Source organism: Pseudoduganella sp. UC29_71, assembly GCF_042693265.1.
In the GTDB taxonomy this organism is placed as follows: domain Bacteria; phylum Pseudomonadota; class Gammaproteobacteria; order Burkholderiales; family Burkholderiaceae_D; genus Rugamonas.
The window spans coordinates 6,076,644-6,091,284 of the sequence record NZ_CP170549.1; the positions used below are offsets into that span (position 1 = coordinate 6,076,644).

Annotated in this window: 14 protein-coding genes; 7 read left to right on the top strand and 7 right to left on the bottom strand. The window is 63.1% G+C overall.

Annotated elements, in window-relative coordinates; all coding sequences use genetic code 11:
* The first annotated feature begins 5 nt into the window (after positions 1-5).
* The 4 genes from atpD to ACFJI2_RS27155 all read left to right on the top strand — a co-directional run bounded on the left by atpD (position 6) and on the right by ACFJI2_RS27155 (position 2,969).
* Complete coding sequence (gene atpD, locus ACFJI2_RS27140) at positions 6-1,406, top strand: F0F1 ATP synthase subunit beta (protein ID WP_025595448.1); 1,401 nt, start codon at positions 6-8, stop codon at positions 1,404-1,406.
* A 60-nt stretch (positions 1,407-1,466) separates the two neighbouring features.
* Positions 1,467-1,889 carry a F0F1 ATP synthase subunit epsilon gene (locus tag ACFJI2_RS27145; RefSeq protein ID WP_025595450.1) on the top strand — a complete coding sequence of 141 codons (423 nt, stop codon included), beginning with the start codon at positions 1,467-1,469 and terminating at the stop codon, positions 1,887-1,889.
* 102 nt (positions 1,890-1,991) lie between these two features.
* The gene (locus ACFJI2_RS27150; RefSeq protein WP_377702654.1) at positions 1,992-2,510 is read left to right on the top strand and encodes a hypothetical protein; all 519 of its coding nucleotides are present in this window, start codon (positions 1,992-1,994) and stop codon (positions 2,508-2,510) included.
* Between the two features lie 60 nt (positions 2,511-2,570).
* Positions 2,571-2,969 carry a hypothetical protein gene (locus ACFJI2_RS27155; RefSeq protein WP_377702655.1) on the top strand — a complete coding sequence of 133 codons (399 nt, stop codon included), beginning with the start codon at positions 2,571-2,573 and terminating at the stop codon, positions 2,967-2,969.
* A gap of 3 nt (positions 2,970-2,972) precedes the next feature.
* Here the strand turns inward: ACFJI2_RS27155 and ACFJI2_RS27160 are convergent, their stop codons facing one another.
* From ACFJI2_RS27160 to ACFJI2_RS27190, 7 genes are all read right to left on the bottom strand, one after another.
* Entirely contained in the window at positions 2,973-3,524 is a 552-nt protein-coding gene (locus tag ACFJI2_RS27160) for a hypothetical protein (RefSeq protein WP_377702656.1), read from the bottom strand.
* 43 nt (positions 3,525-3,567) lie between these two features.
* The gene (locus ACFJI2_RS27165; protein WP_107869626.1) at positions 3,568-3,933 is read right to left on the bottom strand and encodes a VOC family protein; all 366 of its coding nucleotides are present in this window, start codon (positions 3,931-3,933) and stop codon (positions 3,568-3,570) included.
* Positions 3,934-4,088: 155 nt separating this feature from the next.
* Positions 4,089-5,138 (bottom strand): ribosome small subunit-dependent GTPase A, encoded by a 1,050-nt coding sequence (rsgA, locus tag ACFJI2_RS27170; RefSeq protein WP_377702657.1) that lies wholly within the window; start codon positions 5,136-5,138, stop codon positions 4,089-4,091.
* A 236-nt stretch (positions 5,139-5,374) separates the two neighbouring features.
* On the bottom strand, positions 5,375-5,743 hold the full coding sequence (gene speD, locus ACFJI2_RS27175; RefSeq protein WP_377705920.1) for an adenosylmethionine decarboxylase: 369 nt from the start codon (positions 5,741-5,743) through the stop codon (positions 5,375-5,377).
* A 170-nt stretch (positions 5,744-5,913) separates the two neighbouring features.
* On the bottom strand, positions 5,914-7,380 hold the full coding sequence (locus ACFJI2_RS27180) for a DUF4178 domain-containing protein (protein ID WP_377702658.1): 1,467 nt from the start codon (positions 7,378-7,380) through the stop codon (positions 5,914-5,916).
* A gap of 10 nt (positions 7,381-7,390) precedes the next feature.
* Complete coding sequence (locus tag ACFJI2_RS27185; protein WP_377702659.1) at positions 7,391-8,446, bottom strand: SPFH domain-containing protein; 1,056 nt, start codon at positions 8,444-8,446, stop codon at positions 7,391-7,393.
* A 25-nt stretch (positions 8,447-8,471) separates the two neighbouring features.
* Positions 8,472-8,858 carry a DUF350 domain-containing protein gene (locus ACFJI2_RS27190; protein ID WP_028833692.1) on the bottom strand — a complete coding sequence of 129 codons (387 nt, stop codon included), beginning with the start codon at positions 8,856-8,858 and terminating at the stop codon, positions 8,472-8,474.
* Positions 8,859-8,919: 61 nt separating this feature from the next.
* On the opposite strand from ACFJI2_RS27190, the gene ACFJI2_RS27195 reads away from it, so the two are divergent.
* The 3 genes from ACFJI2_RS27195 to ACFJI2_RS27205 all read left to right on the top strand — a co-directional run bounded on the left by ACFJI2_RS27195 (position 8,920) and on the right by ACFJI2_RS27205 (position 14,617).
* Entirely contained in the window at positions 8,920-10,431 is a 1,512-nt protein-coding gene (locus ACFJI2_RS27195; RefSeq protein WP_377702660.1) for a polyamine aminopropyltransferase, read from the top strand.
* Positions 10,431-12,065, top strand: a complete 1,635-nt coding sequence (locus ACFJI2_RS27200; protein WP_377702661.1) for an NAD(P)-binding protein — start codon at positions 10,431-10,433, stop codon at positions 12,063-12,065. The genes ACFJI2_RS27195 and ACFJI2_RS27200 overlap by 1 nt, the downstream gene beginning before the upstream one ends.
* A gap of 110 nt (positions 12,066-12,175) precedes the next feature.
* Positions 12,176-14,617: a beta-galactosidase gene (locus ACFJI2_RS27205; RefSeq protein ID WP_377702662.1), complete on the top strand. Its 2,442-nt coding sequence runs from the start codon at positions 12,176-12,178 to the stop codon at positions 14,615-14,617.
* Positions 14,618-14,641 lie beyond the last annotated feature (24 nt).

A 14,641-nucleotide genomic window follows, 5' to 3' on the forward strand; every position in this document is an offset into this window, starting at 1 on the left:
CGAACATGGCTGATGGCAAAATCGTTCAGTGTATCGGCGCTGTGGTGGACGTTGAGTTTCCACGCAACGCGATGCCTAAGGTATTTGATGCCTTGAAAATGGAAGGCTCCGAGCTGACCCTGGAAGTACAACAACAGCTGGGCGACGGCGTGGTCCGTACCATTGCTCTGGGTTCGTCCGACGGCCTGCGCCGCGGCATGATGATCCAGAACACCGGCAAACCTATCATGGTTCCAGTGGGCAAAGCCACGCTGGGCCGCATCATGGACGTGCTGGGCAACCCGATCGACGAATGCGGTCCCGTTGCGCACGACCAGATCGCTTCGATCCACCGCACGGCCCCTGCGTACGACGAACTGTCGCCATCGCAAGACCTGCTGGAAACCGGCATCAAGGTGATTGACCTGGTGTGCCCGTTCGCCAAGGGCGGTAAAGTCGGTCTGTTCGGCGGTGCAGGTGTGGGCAAGACCGTGAACATGATGGAACTGATCAACAACATCGCTAAAGCGCACTCGGGTCTGTCCGTGTTCGCCGGCGTGGGCGAGCGTACCCGTGAGGGTAACGACTTCTACCACGAGATGGCCGATGCCAAGGTGGTGGACCTGGAGAACCCGGAAAACTCCAAGGTAGCGATGGTCTATGGTCAGATGAACGAACCACCAGGCAACCGTCTGCGCGTTGCGCTGACCGGTCTGACCATGGCGGAAGCGTTCCGTGACGAAGGCAAGGACGTTCTGTTCTTCGTGGACAACATCTACCGCTTCACCCTGGCCGGTACCGAGGTATCCGCACTGCTGGGCCGTATGCCTTCCGCAGTGGGCTACCAGCCTACCCTGGCCGAAGAAATGGGCCGCCTGCAAGAGCGTATTACGTCCACCAAGACCGGTTCGATCACCTCGATCCAGGCCGTGTACGTTCCAGCGGATGACTTGACCGACCCGTCGCCAGCGACCACCTTCGGTCACCTGGATTCGACCGTTGTTCTGTCCCGTGACATCGCCTCGCTGGGTATCTACCCTGCAGTGGACCCGCTGGATTCGACCTCGCGCCAGCTGGACCCGCTGGTCGTGGGCCAGGACCACTACGACACCGCGCGTGCCGTACAGGGCACCCTGCAGCGCTACAAGGAACTGCGCGACATTATCGCGATTCTGGGCATGGACGAACTGGCGCCGGAAGACAAGCTGCTGGTGGCACGCGCACGTAAGATGCAGCGTTTCCTGTCGCAGCCATTCCACGTTGCTGAAGTGTTCACCGGTTCGCCAGGTAAATACGTTTCGCTGAAAGACACGATCAAGGGCTTCAAGATGATCGCTTCGGGCGAACTGGATCACCTGCCGGAACAGGCGTTCTACATGGTCGGCACGATCGAAGAAGCAATCGAAAAAGCCAAAAAACTCAACTAATCGCTGAGTTTGCTTCGGCCCCGCCGCAAGGCGGGGCCGTCATATCCCGATAGGACACACATGGCAAATACCATACACGTAGACGTGGTTTCCGCGGAAGAGCAGATCTTCTCGGGCGAAGCCGAATTCGTCGCGTTGCCGGGCGAGCAGGGCGAGCTGGGTATCTACCCCAAGCACACCCCGCTGATCACCCGTATTCGTCCAGGCGCGGTACGCATCAAGGTAGCAGGCAAGGCCGAAGAAGAGTTCGTCTTCGTTGCCGGCGGCCTGCTGGAAGTGCAGCCGAATGCCGTCACGGTACTGGCTGACACCGCGATCCGTGGTGCAGACCTGGATGAAGCCAAAGCCTCGGCCGCCAAGAAACTGGCGGAAGAAGCGCTGGCCAACAACTCTGGCAGCATCGACTACGCGAAAGCGCAAGCCGAGCTGGCTGCCGCGATCGGCCAACTGGCCGCCATCGCCAAACTGCGCTCCAAGCAATAAGCTTGGTCGGCAGACGCCAAAAAGGCAGCTTCGGCTGCCTTTTTTATTTTGCTGGTGTTGCTTTTATGGCAAACTGCGCATTTCCTTGCTGAGTACTTGCCCATGAAACTTCTGCTGATTGCCGTCCTCGCCCTGAGCGCCGCCCTGTCATGCCACGCGGCCGATGCGCCGGCGGCGGCGCCCCGGATGGAGGTGCATAGCCTGGCGCGGGAGTTTGCGGCGTTCTGGGACGCCACGCAGAGCCTGCCCGAGGCCGAGCGCGTGCAGGCCTTCAAGACGCAGGTGGCGGCGAAGTTTCCGGCGTTTTACGGCGTGGAGCGCTATGCCGGCCGGCGCACGCAGGCCCAGCAGGACGAACTGATCGCCCACGCGCTGGCGGGCTTTGGCAAGCAGCGCCAGGCGTATCTGGACAAGGTGGACCAGTTCAACGCCGAACTGCCGCGCCATATCGCCACCTTCAACGCCGCGTTTCCAGGCTTTCAGCCGAATGTAACCACTTACTTCCTGCACTCGCTGGGGGAAATGGATGGCGGCACGCGGGTGCTGGACGGCCGCAACTATCTGATTTTCGGCGCGGACGGCATGGTCTACTATCACGGCAAGGGCAATGAGGCTGCCTAATTCCACCACGAACTGTTCCACGTCCATCACAGCGCCCAGGCGCCGGACTGCGACGATAGTGTGCTGTGGCAGCGCCTGTGGCTCGAAGGACTTGCCACGCACGTTTCCAAGGTGCTCAACCCCGAGGCGAGTGACCAGGAAATGCTGATCGACTTCCCCAAAGGGAGCGCCGCGCTGATCCGGGGGCGGATGTATGCGAACCTGGCGCAACTGGAGCAGGTGTTCGACAGCGACGACCAGCAGCAGCTGGCCAGTCTGTTCCACATGAACGGCCCCAGCGTGGACGGCTTGCCGCCCCGGCGCGGCTATATGCTGGGCTACCTGGTGGCACAGGAAATGGGTAAAACCCGCAGCTTGGCGCAATTGGCCAAGCTCAGCTGCGCCGATGCAAAGCCGCTGATCCGCGCCGCGATACATGCCCTGAAAATGCGATCCACGGACGCGGCCGCTCAGCAATAAAACTCAGCTGCACATGCCGTAGGCTTTACGGTCGTCGAAATAGCGGTAGGTGAATGTACGGACCGGGTAGCGGTCGCGGTTAATTACCATGGCTGGCGGCGTGAAGTCGAAACGTTCGGGCAGCTTGCCTTTGAATTGCAGGCGGAAACGGAATTGCGTTTCGTCGGAGGTGGCGGTCGCCACCATTAATACCGGCATTTCCTTGATCACTTCCACCATTTCCGGCCGCGCGCTGGTGCCGCGCTGATAAATACTGGCGATTTCGGCGGTCATCAAAGGGGGGCCTTTGGGCGCGGAGATTTTGAAAGCCCGGTTGGTGAATTGCGCCTGGGTATTGCGGGGCAGCATATACACCAGGCCAATTTCCACTCCACCTTCGGGCAGCGCAACCGGCGCGGTGGCGGTCACGTATATCCCTTTTGGCAGTTCAAAACGCGATTCGTCCGCCCAATTCTTGCAATCGGGCGTTTTCGCCTGGTATAAATCGACAGGCTTGTAATTATCGCCGCATGCGGCAAGAGCGAGCAGCAGGGAAAGTGGCGCGTAGCGGCGCATATAAATACCGGTTAGTAATCGAATACCCGCATGGTACCAGAAATTAGCGCTTTTCTTCCATTAAGGCCAGCAAATGGCCATCCGGATCGCGGAAGAACGCCATCCACAATTCGTGATCCGACATCTTGGTGACCAGATGCGGCGTGCCGTCGAACGGGACGGATTTCGCCTTTAATTTGTCGGCCACCGCTTCGATGTCCTTCACCATGAAATAAATACACGTGCCTTGGCCTGGATAGACTTGGCGTGTAGTGCCTTCCAGCATTAAGCGCACACCGTCACAGTCGAAAAACACGAGGTCGCCAAAGCGGTAAAGCTTGTGCAATCCTAGTACCTCGCCATAAAACTTCTCGGCCTCGTCGGCGTCGGACACCGCCAACGCGATCTGGCCAATTTTGGATAACGCCATGTTTATCTCCCAAGCTGAGTTGACCTTCACAGCCTATGCTCTTTGCCGCCCGCATTCAAGCGTGCGGAGGCGTCCTATGCACGAATCGAGCATGATCAAGCCAGAAGCTGGCATAAAATCGGCGCAGGAAGGGCTGAACAGCCCTTCCATACGCCTTAGTTACGCTTATCGTGGCTGCGCTTGGTGCCGGCCCGGTTCAGGACTTTCCACTTGGCCTTTTCGGCGATGCGGTCCAGCGGAGTCTGCTGGCTGCGCTGCGCGTCGCGCATCAGCTTGTGATAATTCAACAGGCGGTCCGCATGGATATTTCCGCGCACCGCGCAACCCGGTTCGGATTCATGCCGGCAATCGCGAAATTGGCAATCAGCCGCCAGTAACTCGATATCGCTGAATACCGACGTCAGCGCTTCTTCGTCCGCGTCGGGCCGCCAGGTACGCAATCCCGGGGTATCGATAATGCAGGCGCCGCCCGGGCATAAATGCAGTGAGCGGGCGGTGGTCGTATGCCGTCCACGGCCGTCGCCTTTTCTAATTCCGCCAGTCTCTTGGTGCGCCGAAGTTAATGTATTGGTGAGCGTCGATTTTCCCGCTCCGGACGAGCCAAGCAGACATATTGTCTGCCCGGCCCCCAGCCAGGGAGATAATTCATTTATCGCATCCGCACTCAGTGCATTAATGCAGATAAATGGAATATAAGAGGGCAGTCGTTGGCGTATATCGTCGAGCCGTTGCACGGTATTGTCCGCTATATCCGATTTCGTCAGCACGATAACGGGAGCTATTCCGGCAGATTGGACCATCGCAATATAGCGCTCCAGCCGCCGCAAATTAAAATCGTGATCCAGGCCCATTACAAGCAGCGCTGTATCGATATTGCTGGCGATGGATAACCGCTGCCCATCGGCAGCGAGGCGGGCGATATGATTGGCTGGGGACAATTGCTGGCTTATCCACAGCTCTTCCGAATCGTTTAATTCAGCAACGATCCAATCGCCCACTGCCAGCGTGCACGCCGATAATAGCCGGGGCAGGGCACGTGCCTTATATTCCTTGATACCGTCGTGGACGGTGAACCAGCTGCGCTGGACTTCTGTTAATCGCATCAGGCGTGCGCCCGCTGCAGCGGGCTCCAGCGTGTGCAACTGGCTCGCGGTGAATTGGTTAAATCCGATGCGGCGTAAAACTTCGAAATTGAATTCGATCATGATGAATGGTGTTCCTGTATTCGGGGTCGCTCGCGGCGCGCGCGAGCACAGCCATCCGCAAAATGCGGAGGCGCGAAAATTTTCAGGGATAGGCCGGCGCGCGATCAGGCGCGGCTCAACACCAGCTCAGTGATCAGGCAGCCGACAGGAGGACAATGTCAAAGGTCTGCATTTTGTAGTCTCCTGGGGAAGTGAATGGAAGCCGCCAGTGTCGCACCGGCATGCCAAAGTGTCAATCAATCCGCACTGCGACGGATGGTATTCAACTGGCAACGTCGCGGATCGAGTGCGGTGCGGATCACGTCCAGCGCGGTTTGCGGCTGGCTGGCGCCGCACATGAAGATATCCACAGCCGCAAAGCCGTCTTCCGGCCAGGTATGGATGGAAATATGGGATTCGGCCAGCAGCACCACGCCGGTGACGCCCATGCCCTCGCCGAAACCGTGAAAATGGCTGTGCAGCACGCGCGCGCCGGCTGCGGCGGCGGCAGAGCGCAGCAGTGCCTCCAGCTCGTCGCAGTCGCTCAGCCGGCCAGCCTCGATGCCGGACAGGTCGGCCAGCAGGTGGCTGCCCGCCGGCAGGTGGACGCGGCCGGCCTCGCTCACTTGTGGCCTCCGCCGCCCCGAACCGCCGCCGAAGCTGCCGCCGCCGCCGCCCGTGTGCGAACTCCAGCCGGAGCCGCTGCCGGTCGAGGGGCCGAAGGAGTTGAACATGCGCGCCCAGCTGCTGCAGCTGGTCATGGTGAACACCACCAGCGCGTAAATGATGTAGCGGCTCAAGAATTGTCCCCTTTGTCGATGGAGTCCAGGAACAGCGCCGGCAGGTAGATGGCCAGCGCGCCCAGCAGGTTCATGGCCAGCGAGCCGCCGAAGTTCACCAGCAGCGGAATCGCGTTCACCGCCAGCATCACCATGATGAATTTTTTGGCAGCGGCGCCGTAGCGGCCTTTTTTCGGCGGCGCGGCGCGCATCAGGTTTTTAACCGGCACGCCGAACCACAGGTGGACCTGGTCAGCCGGCACCCGGGTCGAACGCGACCAGGTCAGCTCCTCGTCGTTCAGTTCCGCCGCCAGCCGGGTCTGGCCCTGCTCGAATTCGTAGACGTGCACGTGGTCGCCGACCTGCACACGCCAGTTGAAGGCGCCCGCCGCATAGACCACCTTGGCGTCGTAGTCGTACAGCTTGCCGTACTTGATCTTGTCCAGCATCACGGAATCCGCACCCACTTTTTCCCAGGCCGGCCACTCGGGCATGACGTTGGCGCGCCACCAGCCGTCATCGGTTTCCACCAGCCAGGTGAAGCCGGAACGCGCGCCGGACAGCAGGTATTCGGTCCAGCGCGCGCCTTCGTCGTCCTCGCGCACCATGAAGCCGATGATGCGGAAACGCTGCTTGTTGATCGCGGCTTCCGCGCCCAGCTGCAGCGTGGTGCCCACTTTTTCCACCGCTTCGCCGGCCGCCAGCACCTGCGCCTTGGGACCGGCAGCGTCGATCTGCGCATGGCAGGAAGGGCACAGCAGGTTGGCGGTCTGGCCCGGCAGGTAGTTGATGGCGCCGCCGCAGGAAGGGCAGTCCAGCGCGGTCAGCTTGCCGCGATAGCGCCCGGCGCTGCGTTCGATCTGCTCGTCGTCGCGCAGCAGCTGGCACTGCATGGCTTCCAGCGTGACCGACACGCCGGTGTACACCACCGGCACCGGGCCGTCCGAATAGTCCAGCGTGAGGAAGGTGCTGCCGCGCCGGAAGTCCGCCACGCGCGCCTGCCAGCCGTCGCCGACCTTGAACGGCAGTTCGCCCTGGCCGCCGATGCAGTCGGCCGTGCGCACTTCGGACACCATCAGCCGCTCGCCGCCCACGCGCACGATTTCGCCGGCCTCCAGCTCGTCGAAGGCAGGCAGCGGCGGGTCGGTTTCGCGCGCGGTGGTGACGGTGTACAGGCCGGACGAATCGCCCAGCCAGGACGTGGACCCGTCGTCGAACATCAGGTACCACTCGTTCCAGATGCCGGCCGAATAGCGCAGCTGGATGCGGCCGATTACACTGAACGCGCGCCCGCCCAGCACGCCCGAGGTGCCGATCTGCACGGGCGAGTAGTCCTCCAGCACGGAGGACATCTTGCCCAGGTCCTTGACCGCGTCCGCATCCTTCAGCACGCGCGTGGTGCAGTACTCGCACACGGCCATGACCGAGGCGTGCGAGCGGAATTTGACCTCCGCGCCGCAGCTGGGACAGGAAACGATTTGCATGTACGCGGTCTTAGCCTATCAGCTTCTTGAGCAGCTCGGACTTGGCGCTGTCGTAATCGGCGGCCGAGATCAGGCCCTTGTCCAGCAGGCCTTTCAGTTTTTCCAGGCGCGCCTCGATGCTGTCTTCGGCCGGCGCGGCTGCGGCTGGGGCGGCGGCGACGGGGGGGCCCGGATGCGAACTGGCCGGCGCCAGCGTGGAACCGACCGCCTGGCCCATGGCCTGCCCCAGCATCACGCCCGCGCCCAAGCCGGCGCCGATGCCGGCAATGCCGCCTTCGTTCTGCGCCGCCAGCGGAATGGCGGTGGCGGTCTGGAACTTGGTGAAGCCGCTCATCTTGTCCGCGCCCAGGCCGCCCTTCATGCCGGCCGAGATGCGCTCGTCCAGCGCCGCCTGCAGTTCTTCAGGCAGGCTTACGCTGGACACGTTGAATTCATCCAGGCCGATGCCGTAGCGCGCGAAGGCGTCGGCCAGGTCGCCGCGCACTTCCTGCGCCATCAGCGCCTGGTTGGCGGCCATGTCCAGGAAGGCCACGTTGGCGCTGCCCAGCGAGCTGGCCATGGTGGACATCAGGATGCCGCGCAGCTGTTCTTCCACGTTATCGCGCGTGTACACCTCGCGGGTGCCGCTCAATTCGGTGTAGAACTTGCGCGGATCGGCCACGCGGTACGAGTACATGCCGAAGGCGCGCACGCGGATCATGTCGAAATCCTTGTCGCGGATGGTGATCGGCTGCTGCGTGCCCCATTTGCGGCCGGTCTGCACGCGCGTGCTGAAGAAGTACACGTCCGACTTGAACGGCGAGTCGAACAGCTTGTCCCAATTCTTCAGGTTGGTCAGCAGGGGCAGGGTTTGCGTGGTCAGCGTATGGGTGCCGGGGCCGAACACGTCGGCGATCTGGCCCTCGTTGACGAACACCGCCACTTGCGACTCGCGCACCACCAGCACGCCGCCGTTCTGGATTTCCATGTCCGCCATGGGGAAGCGCCAGGCCAGCACGCCTTCCGTGTCTTCCGTCCATTGCAGAACGTCGATAAACTGCTTCTTGATAAAGCTGCCGAGGCCCATGATAGTCGTCCTTAAAAATACGGTGTCAGGAAATGCAGGCGGCGTTGATGGCGCCGATGGCCAGCGAGACGGTGCCCAGCAGGCCGCCAAATGCCGTGTTGCCCGATTCAATATGGTCCTGCGCCATGCGCAGCGCGCGCGTGGTGCAGAAATACGCCAGGATCTGGACCACCATGGCGCCGAAGGCCCACAGGAAGAACTGCTGGTAGTCCGCCGTGTGCAGCAGGCTGGAGGCGATCGTCATCGAGAAGCCCAGCAGCGCGCCGCCCAGCGACAAGGCGGCCGCGTTGTTCCCCTGCCTGATCAGCAGCACCTCGTTGTACGGCGTGAGGCGGGTGTAGATCATAAAGAACATCACCAGCAGCAAAGCGGCCAGAAACAGGTGAATCAGATAGTTTAGGATGGGCGGCACGGCGTTCCTCGGTTAAAGTGGCTATCCTGATAATTGTTCATCATAAAACATTCGCACCCACATGACAAAAAAGATTCTGATCCTGTCCGTATTCGTGGTCGCTTCATGCGGATTGGCATACGAACTGATCGCCGGTGCCCTGTCCAGCTACCTGCTGGGCGACTCCATCCTGCAGTTCTCCACCATTATCGGCTGCTATCTGTTTGCCATGGGCGTGGGCGCGCACCTGTCCAAATACATCAAGGACGAGGACGTGCTGGCGCGCTTCGTCGATATCGAACTGGCCGTGGGCCTGATCGGCGGCGTGTCGGCCGCGCTGCTGTTCCTCACCTTCTCGTGGATGACCGCGCCGTTCCGGGGCCTGCTGTACACCACCGTGTTCATGATCGGCTGCATGGTGGGCATGGAAGTGCCGCTGGTGATGCGTGCGCTGAACGAGCGCAAGACTGAATTCAGTGAACTGGTCAGCCGCGTGCTGACCTTCGACTACCTCGGTGCGCTGGCCGTGTCGCTGCTGTTCCCGCTGGTGCTGGCGCCTTACCTGGGGCTGGTGCGCACCGGCTTCCTGTTCGGCATGCTGAATGTCGGCGTGGGCCTGTGGACAATTTACGTGTTCCGCACGGAGCTGGCCAACGTCACCGGCCGCGTGTTGCGCGCGTCGGCGGTGATGTGCGTGCTGCTGTTCGGCTTCGCCTCGGCGGACCGCATGACGCACTGGGGCGAGCACGGCCTGTTCGGCGATGAAGTCGTCTATTCCACCACCACGCCCTACCAGCGCCTGGTCATCACGCGCTGGAAGGACGATCTGCGCCTGTACATCAACGGCAACCTGCAATTCTCCTCGCGCGACGAGTACCGCTACCACGAAGCGCTGGTGCATCCGGTGCTGGAGGCGCTGCCGTGGGCCAGGCGCGTACTGGTGCTGGGCGGCGGCGACGGCCTGGCGCTGCGCGAAATCCTGCGCTACCCGAACATCGAGCAGGCCACCGTGGTGGACCTGGACCCGGCCATGACGGGCGCCTTCACCACGCGCGAGGAACTGGTCAAGCTGAACGGCGGCTCCTTCCGCGACAAGCGCGCCCGCGTCATCAATGCCGACGCGGCGGTGTGGCTGCAGAACTCCACCGAGATGTTCGACGCCGTCATCATCGACTTCCCCGATCCGTCCAGCTTCGCGCTGGGCAAACTGTATTCGGTGCCGTTCTACGGCCTGGTGAAGAAGCACCTGGCGGCCAATGGGCTGGTGGTGGTGCAGTCGACGTCGCCGTTCTTCGCGCCGCACGCCTACTGGACGGTCAATTCCACGCTGAACGAAGTGGGCCTGAAAACGCATCCTTACCACGCCTATGTTCCTTCCTTCGGCGAGTGGGGCTTCATCCTGGCGTCGCCGCAACTGGCGTACAAGCCGCCCACCGCCTACAAGCTGCCGATGCGCTACCTGAATGCGGACACCACGCGCGAAATGTTCATCTTCCCGCCGGATATGAAGCCGCTGAAGATGGAACCCAACCGGCTTAACACGCAGTCCCTCGTGCACGAATTCGAGCAGGACTGGCGCCAGGTGATACGCTGATGCTGCGCCGTTCCTTCCTCGCCTGGGCCGGCGCCAGCGGGCTGGCCGCAGCGGGCAGCGTGGCGGCATTCCAGCGCTGGCAGGAAGTCACGCCCACGCTGCGTTTCCCCGGCCGCGACGAGGGCCACTTCATGCGCGACCTGATGCGCGACGGCCGCGCCTTGCCGCCGCCGTCCCACGCGCTGGAAACCGATGTCGCCATCCTGGGCTCGGGCATCGGCGGCTTGTCCGCCGCGTGGAAGCTGAACAAGCTGGGGCACAAGGACTTCCTCATGGTGGACGGCCCGCAGCCCTATGGAAATGCGGCCGGCGGGCGCTTCGGCGAGCTGGAATTTCCCACCGGCGGCCACTACCTGCCGCTGCCGTCGCCGGAGTCCGTGCACGTGCGCGACATCCTGGCCGACCTGGGCATCATCCAACGCGATCCCTATGCCGATAAGCCTTATTACGACGAGCGCTTCCTGCTGCACGCGCCGGAAGAACGCTTGCTGTACAAGGGCAAATGGCAGGAAGGTTTCATACCCACGGAGGGCGTGCCGGCCGAGGAGCTGGCCGAGCACAAGCGCTTCTTCGCCGAAGTGGAGCGCCTGCGCCAGACGCGCGGCAGCGACGGGCGCCGGATTTTCGTGTTCCCCACCGTGCAGTCCTCGGACGATCCCGAGTGGGGCAAACTGGATGCCATCACGCTCAAGCAGTGGCTGGAGCAGAACGGCTACCGCTCGCCCACCTTGCACTGGTATCTGAACTACTGCTGCCGCGACGACTACGGCTCGCGCTACGACCAGGTGTCCGCCTGGGCGGGCCTGCACTACTACTGCAGCCGCTGGGGCCACGCGGCCAACGCGGAGAACGGCACCTGGCTTACCTGGCCGGGAGGCTTGCAGCCACTGGCTTCCGGCATGGAGCGCGCGTCGGGCGTGAAGCGCGTGGGCGGCACCGTGGTGTCGTTGAAGCAGACCGGCAGCGGCGCCGCCGCGCGGACCGAAGCGCTGTGCTTCCGCCTGGAGAACGGCAAGCCGCGCAGCTACCTGGTCAAGGCGCGCAAGGCCATCTGCGCCATGCCGCTATACGTGGCCGAGCGCGTGGTGGAAGGCATACGGGAGATGGGCTACGAGCCGCAGCGCGACACGCCAGTCTATGCGCCATGGATGGTGGCGAACTTCCTGCTCAAGCGCTTCCCGTCCGAGCTGCCGCACGCGCCGCTGTCGTGGGATAACGTGGTGTACCAGGAGCCGGGCCTGGGCTTTGTGGTCTCCACGCATCAGGACATCCGCGTGACGCCGCCGGAGAAAACCGTCTTCAGCGCCTACGTCGCGCTGTCGCACCGCACGCCTGCCAGCGCGCGGCGCTGGATGGTGACGGCCACGCCGGACGAACTGCTGGCGCTGGCCAGCGCGGATTTGATAACCGCCTACGGTGCGCAGTTCGCATCCTGCGTAGAGCGCGTGGACATCACGCTGCGTGGCCACGCCATGGCAGCGCCGCTGCCCGGCTTCCGCAGCAATCCCGGCCTGAAGGCGCTGCGCGAGCTCGATGGCCCCATCCTGTTTGCGCACGCCGACCTGTCCGGTTTTTCCGTGTTCGAGGAAGCCGCCTGGTGGGGCTGCCGCGCCGCGCAGCTGGCGCAGAAATAATCATCTATCTGATTATTGTATAGATCTAGCGTCATTATTCATATTTCCGTTCTAGTTGCTGAACTTACACTCTCTGGCAATAAACATAACTAGACTTACGGAGAAATGTAATGAAAAGAGCATACGCGCTAGGCGTCTTGCTGGCCGCAGGCATGGCCAACGCGGAAACACTGCTGCGCATCGACGCCAGCGCCCCCGCCAAAACTCCCCTTGAAAACAAGCTCCAGATGGGAACCTCCGTGTCGCCATCCGGCGTCAAGTTGGGCGTCAACAGCCAGTACCTGACCCGCGACGGCAAGCCATGGCTGCCGGTGATGGGCGAATTCCACTACACCCGTACCCCGGCCGCCGAATGGGAGACCGAGCTGCGCAAGATGAAGGCCGCCGGCATCGACATCGTGGCCACCTACGTGATCTGGAGCCACCACGAGCAGCGCGACGGCCAGTTCGATTGGAAAGGCCAGCGCGACCTGCGCCGCTTCGTGCAGCTGGCCGCCAAGGCCGGGCTGGAAGTGGTGGTGCGCATGGGGCCGTGGGTGCACGCGGAAGTGCGCTACGGCGGCATCCCGGACTGGGTGGTGAACGCCATGCCGACCCGCAGCAACGACCCGCAATACATGCGCCACGCCGAGCGCCTGTACCAGCAGACCGCCGCGCAGATCAAGGGTTTGCTGTGGAAGGACGGCGGCCCCGTGGTCGGCGTGCAGCTGGAGAACGAATACAACCTGGACGGCCCGGGCGAGGGCGCCGCGCATATCAGCGCGCTGAAGGAGCTGGCGCGCAAGGCCGGCGTGGACGTGCCGCTGTACACCGTTACCGGCTGGGACCAGACCGTGTATCCGTCCGGCGAAGTGACGCCGGTGTTCGGCGGCTATCCGGACGAGCCGTGGGCCGTCAGCACCAAGGAGCTGCCGCCCAAAGAGACTTACGCCTTCCGCTTCGACAGCCGCGTCAGCGGCGACCTCGGTGCGCAGACCACGCGCAAGGGCAAGGGCACGGCTGAAACCGACATGGAAACCACGCCCTTCTTCGGCGCCGAATACGGGGCGGGCCTGCCGTTCATGTACCGCCGCCGCACCGTGGTGTCGGCGGACGATATCGCGTCCATGCTGCCGGTGCAGCTGGGTTCCGGCGTGAACCTGATCGGCTACTACATGTTCCACGGCGGCCGCAATCCCATGGACCTGAGCTCGCTGGAGGAAAGCTCGCTGAGCGGCGGCTATAACGACACGCCGATGATCAGCTACGACTTCCAGGCGCCGCTCGGCCCGGACGGGCAGCAGCGCCCGGTGCTGGCCAAGCTGCGTCCCTACCACCTGTTCATGCGCGACTTCGGCGACCGCCTGGCGCCGATGACGGTGCGCAAACCGGACGTCACACCGAGCGGCCCGCAAGACCTGGCCGCGCCGCGTTTCTCATTGCGCAGCAAGGGCGACAGCGGTTTCCTCTTCGTCAGCAACCATGTGCGGCAGTACGATATGCCGGCGCAGAAGCAGCTGCGCTTCTCGGTGCAGCTGCCCGGCGGTAGCAAGACCTTCCCGCGCCAGCCGGTGGACGTGGCCAACGGCAGCTACTTCATCTGGCCGGTGAATATGGACCTGGACGGCACGCGCCTGTCCTATGCGACGGCGCAGCCGGTGGCCCGCCTGGACAACGGCAAGGCCGGCATCACCTATGTGTTTGCCGCCAGCGCCGGCGTGCCGGTGGAGCTGGCGTTTGAAGGCAGTGCCGCCGGCCGCTTGTCGGCGCCGGGCGCGCGCGTCTTGGCGGCGGGCAGCGGCCAGGGCGGCATGGACAGCGACGTCGTCATCGAGGGCATCACGCCGGGCACCGGCGCCGCCGTGACGATACAGCGCGCGCAAAAGCCGCCCGTTACGCTGCTGGTGCTCACGCCGCAGCAGGCGGAAAGCATGACGGTCGAGCAGTTCGCCGGCCAGCGCCGCCTGGTGCTGAGCGCGCAGCAGGCGTGGTTCGAAGGCGGCGCGCTGCGCCTGCGTTCGGATGGCAATGCCGCCTTCCGCTTTGCGGTCTATCCCGCGCTGCCCAAGGCGCCGAAAGCAGGCGTCGCCCTGACCGCCGGCACGGACGGCGCGTTCCAGTCCTTCGAAGCGACGCTGCCGGAACGCCGCCTGGAAGCGAAGATCACGCCGGTGCGCGAAGCGAAGAACGTGTCGCCCGTCGTTGTAGGCGGCCTGGCGCGCGCCGCCATCCAGCCGATACCGGAATCGTTCCGCAACGCCGCAGCGTGGCGCATCGAGATACCGCAGGGCGAGAAGAATGCGCTGGTGGAGCTGGACTTCGTGGGCGACATCGGCCGCCTGTTCAACGGCACCCGCATGCTGGACGACTGGTACTACAGCGGCTACGGCTGGCAGTACGCAACGGCGCACGCCGGCACAGGTCCGCTGACCTTGTCCGTGCTGCCGTTGCGCGCCGATGCGCCCATCTATCTTCCCAAGGAAGGCCGGCCGGATTTCGGCGGCAAACAGCAGGTAGCGGCCCTGCGCGGCGTGAAAGTCACGCCGGTCTATACGCTGGCAATACAACCATAAAAACATAAACAAAGACGGAGAATC

Coding starts and splice junctions, on each gene's coding strand:
- atpD (WP_025595448.1), top strand. CDS start 6: ATGGCTGATGGCAAAATCGTTCAGTGTATCGGCGCTGTGGTGGACGTT.
- ACFJI2_RS27145 (WP_025595450.1), top strand. CDS start 1,467: ATGGCAAATACCATACACGTAGACGTGGTTTCCGCGGAAGAGCAGATC.
- ACFJI2_RS27150 (WP_377702654.1), top strand. CDS start 1,992: ATGAAACTTCTGCTGATTGCCGTCCTCGCCCTGAGCGCCGCCCTGTCA.
- ACFJI2_RS27160 (WP_377702656.1), bottom strand. CDS start 3,524: ATGCGCCGCTACGCGCCACTTTCCCTGCTGCTCGCTCTTGCCGCATGC.
- ACFJI2_RS27165 (WP_107869626.1), bottom strand. CDS start 3,933: ATGGCGTTATCCAAAATTGGCCAGATCGCGTTGGCGGTGTCCGACGCC.
- rsgA (WP_377702657.1), bottom strand. CDS start 5,138: ATGATCGAATTCAATTTCGAAGTTTTACGCCGCATCGGATTTAACCAA.
- ACFJI2_RS27180 (WP_377702658.1), bottom strand. CDS start 7,380: ATGCAAATCGTTTCCTGTCCCAGCTGCGGCGCGGAGGTCAAATTCCGC.
- ACFJI2_RS27185 (WP_377702659.1), bottom strand. CDS start 8,446: ATGGGCCTCGGCAGCTTTATCAAGAAGCAGTTTATCGACGTTCTGCAA.
- ACFJI2_RS27195 (WP_377702660.1), top strand. CDS start 8,920: ATGACAAAAAAGATTCTGATCCTGTCCGTATTCGTGGTCGCTTCATGC.
- ACFJI2_RS27200 (WP_377702661.1), top strand. CDS start 10,431: ATGCTGCGCCGTTCCTTCCTCGCCTGGGCCGGCGCCAGCGGGCTGGCC.
- ACFJI2_RS27205 (WP_377702662.1), top strand. CDS start 12,176: ATGAAAAGAGCATACGCGCTAGGCGTCTTGCTGGCCGCAGGCATGGCC.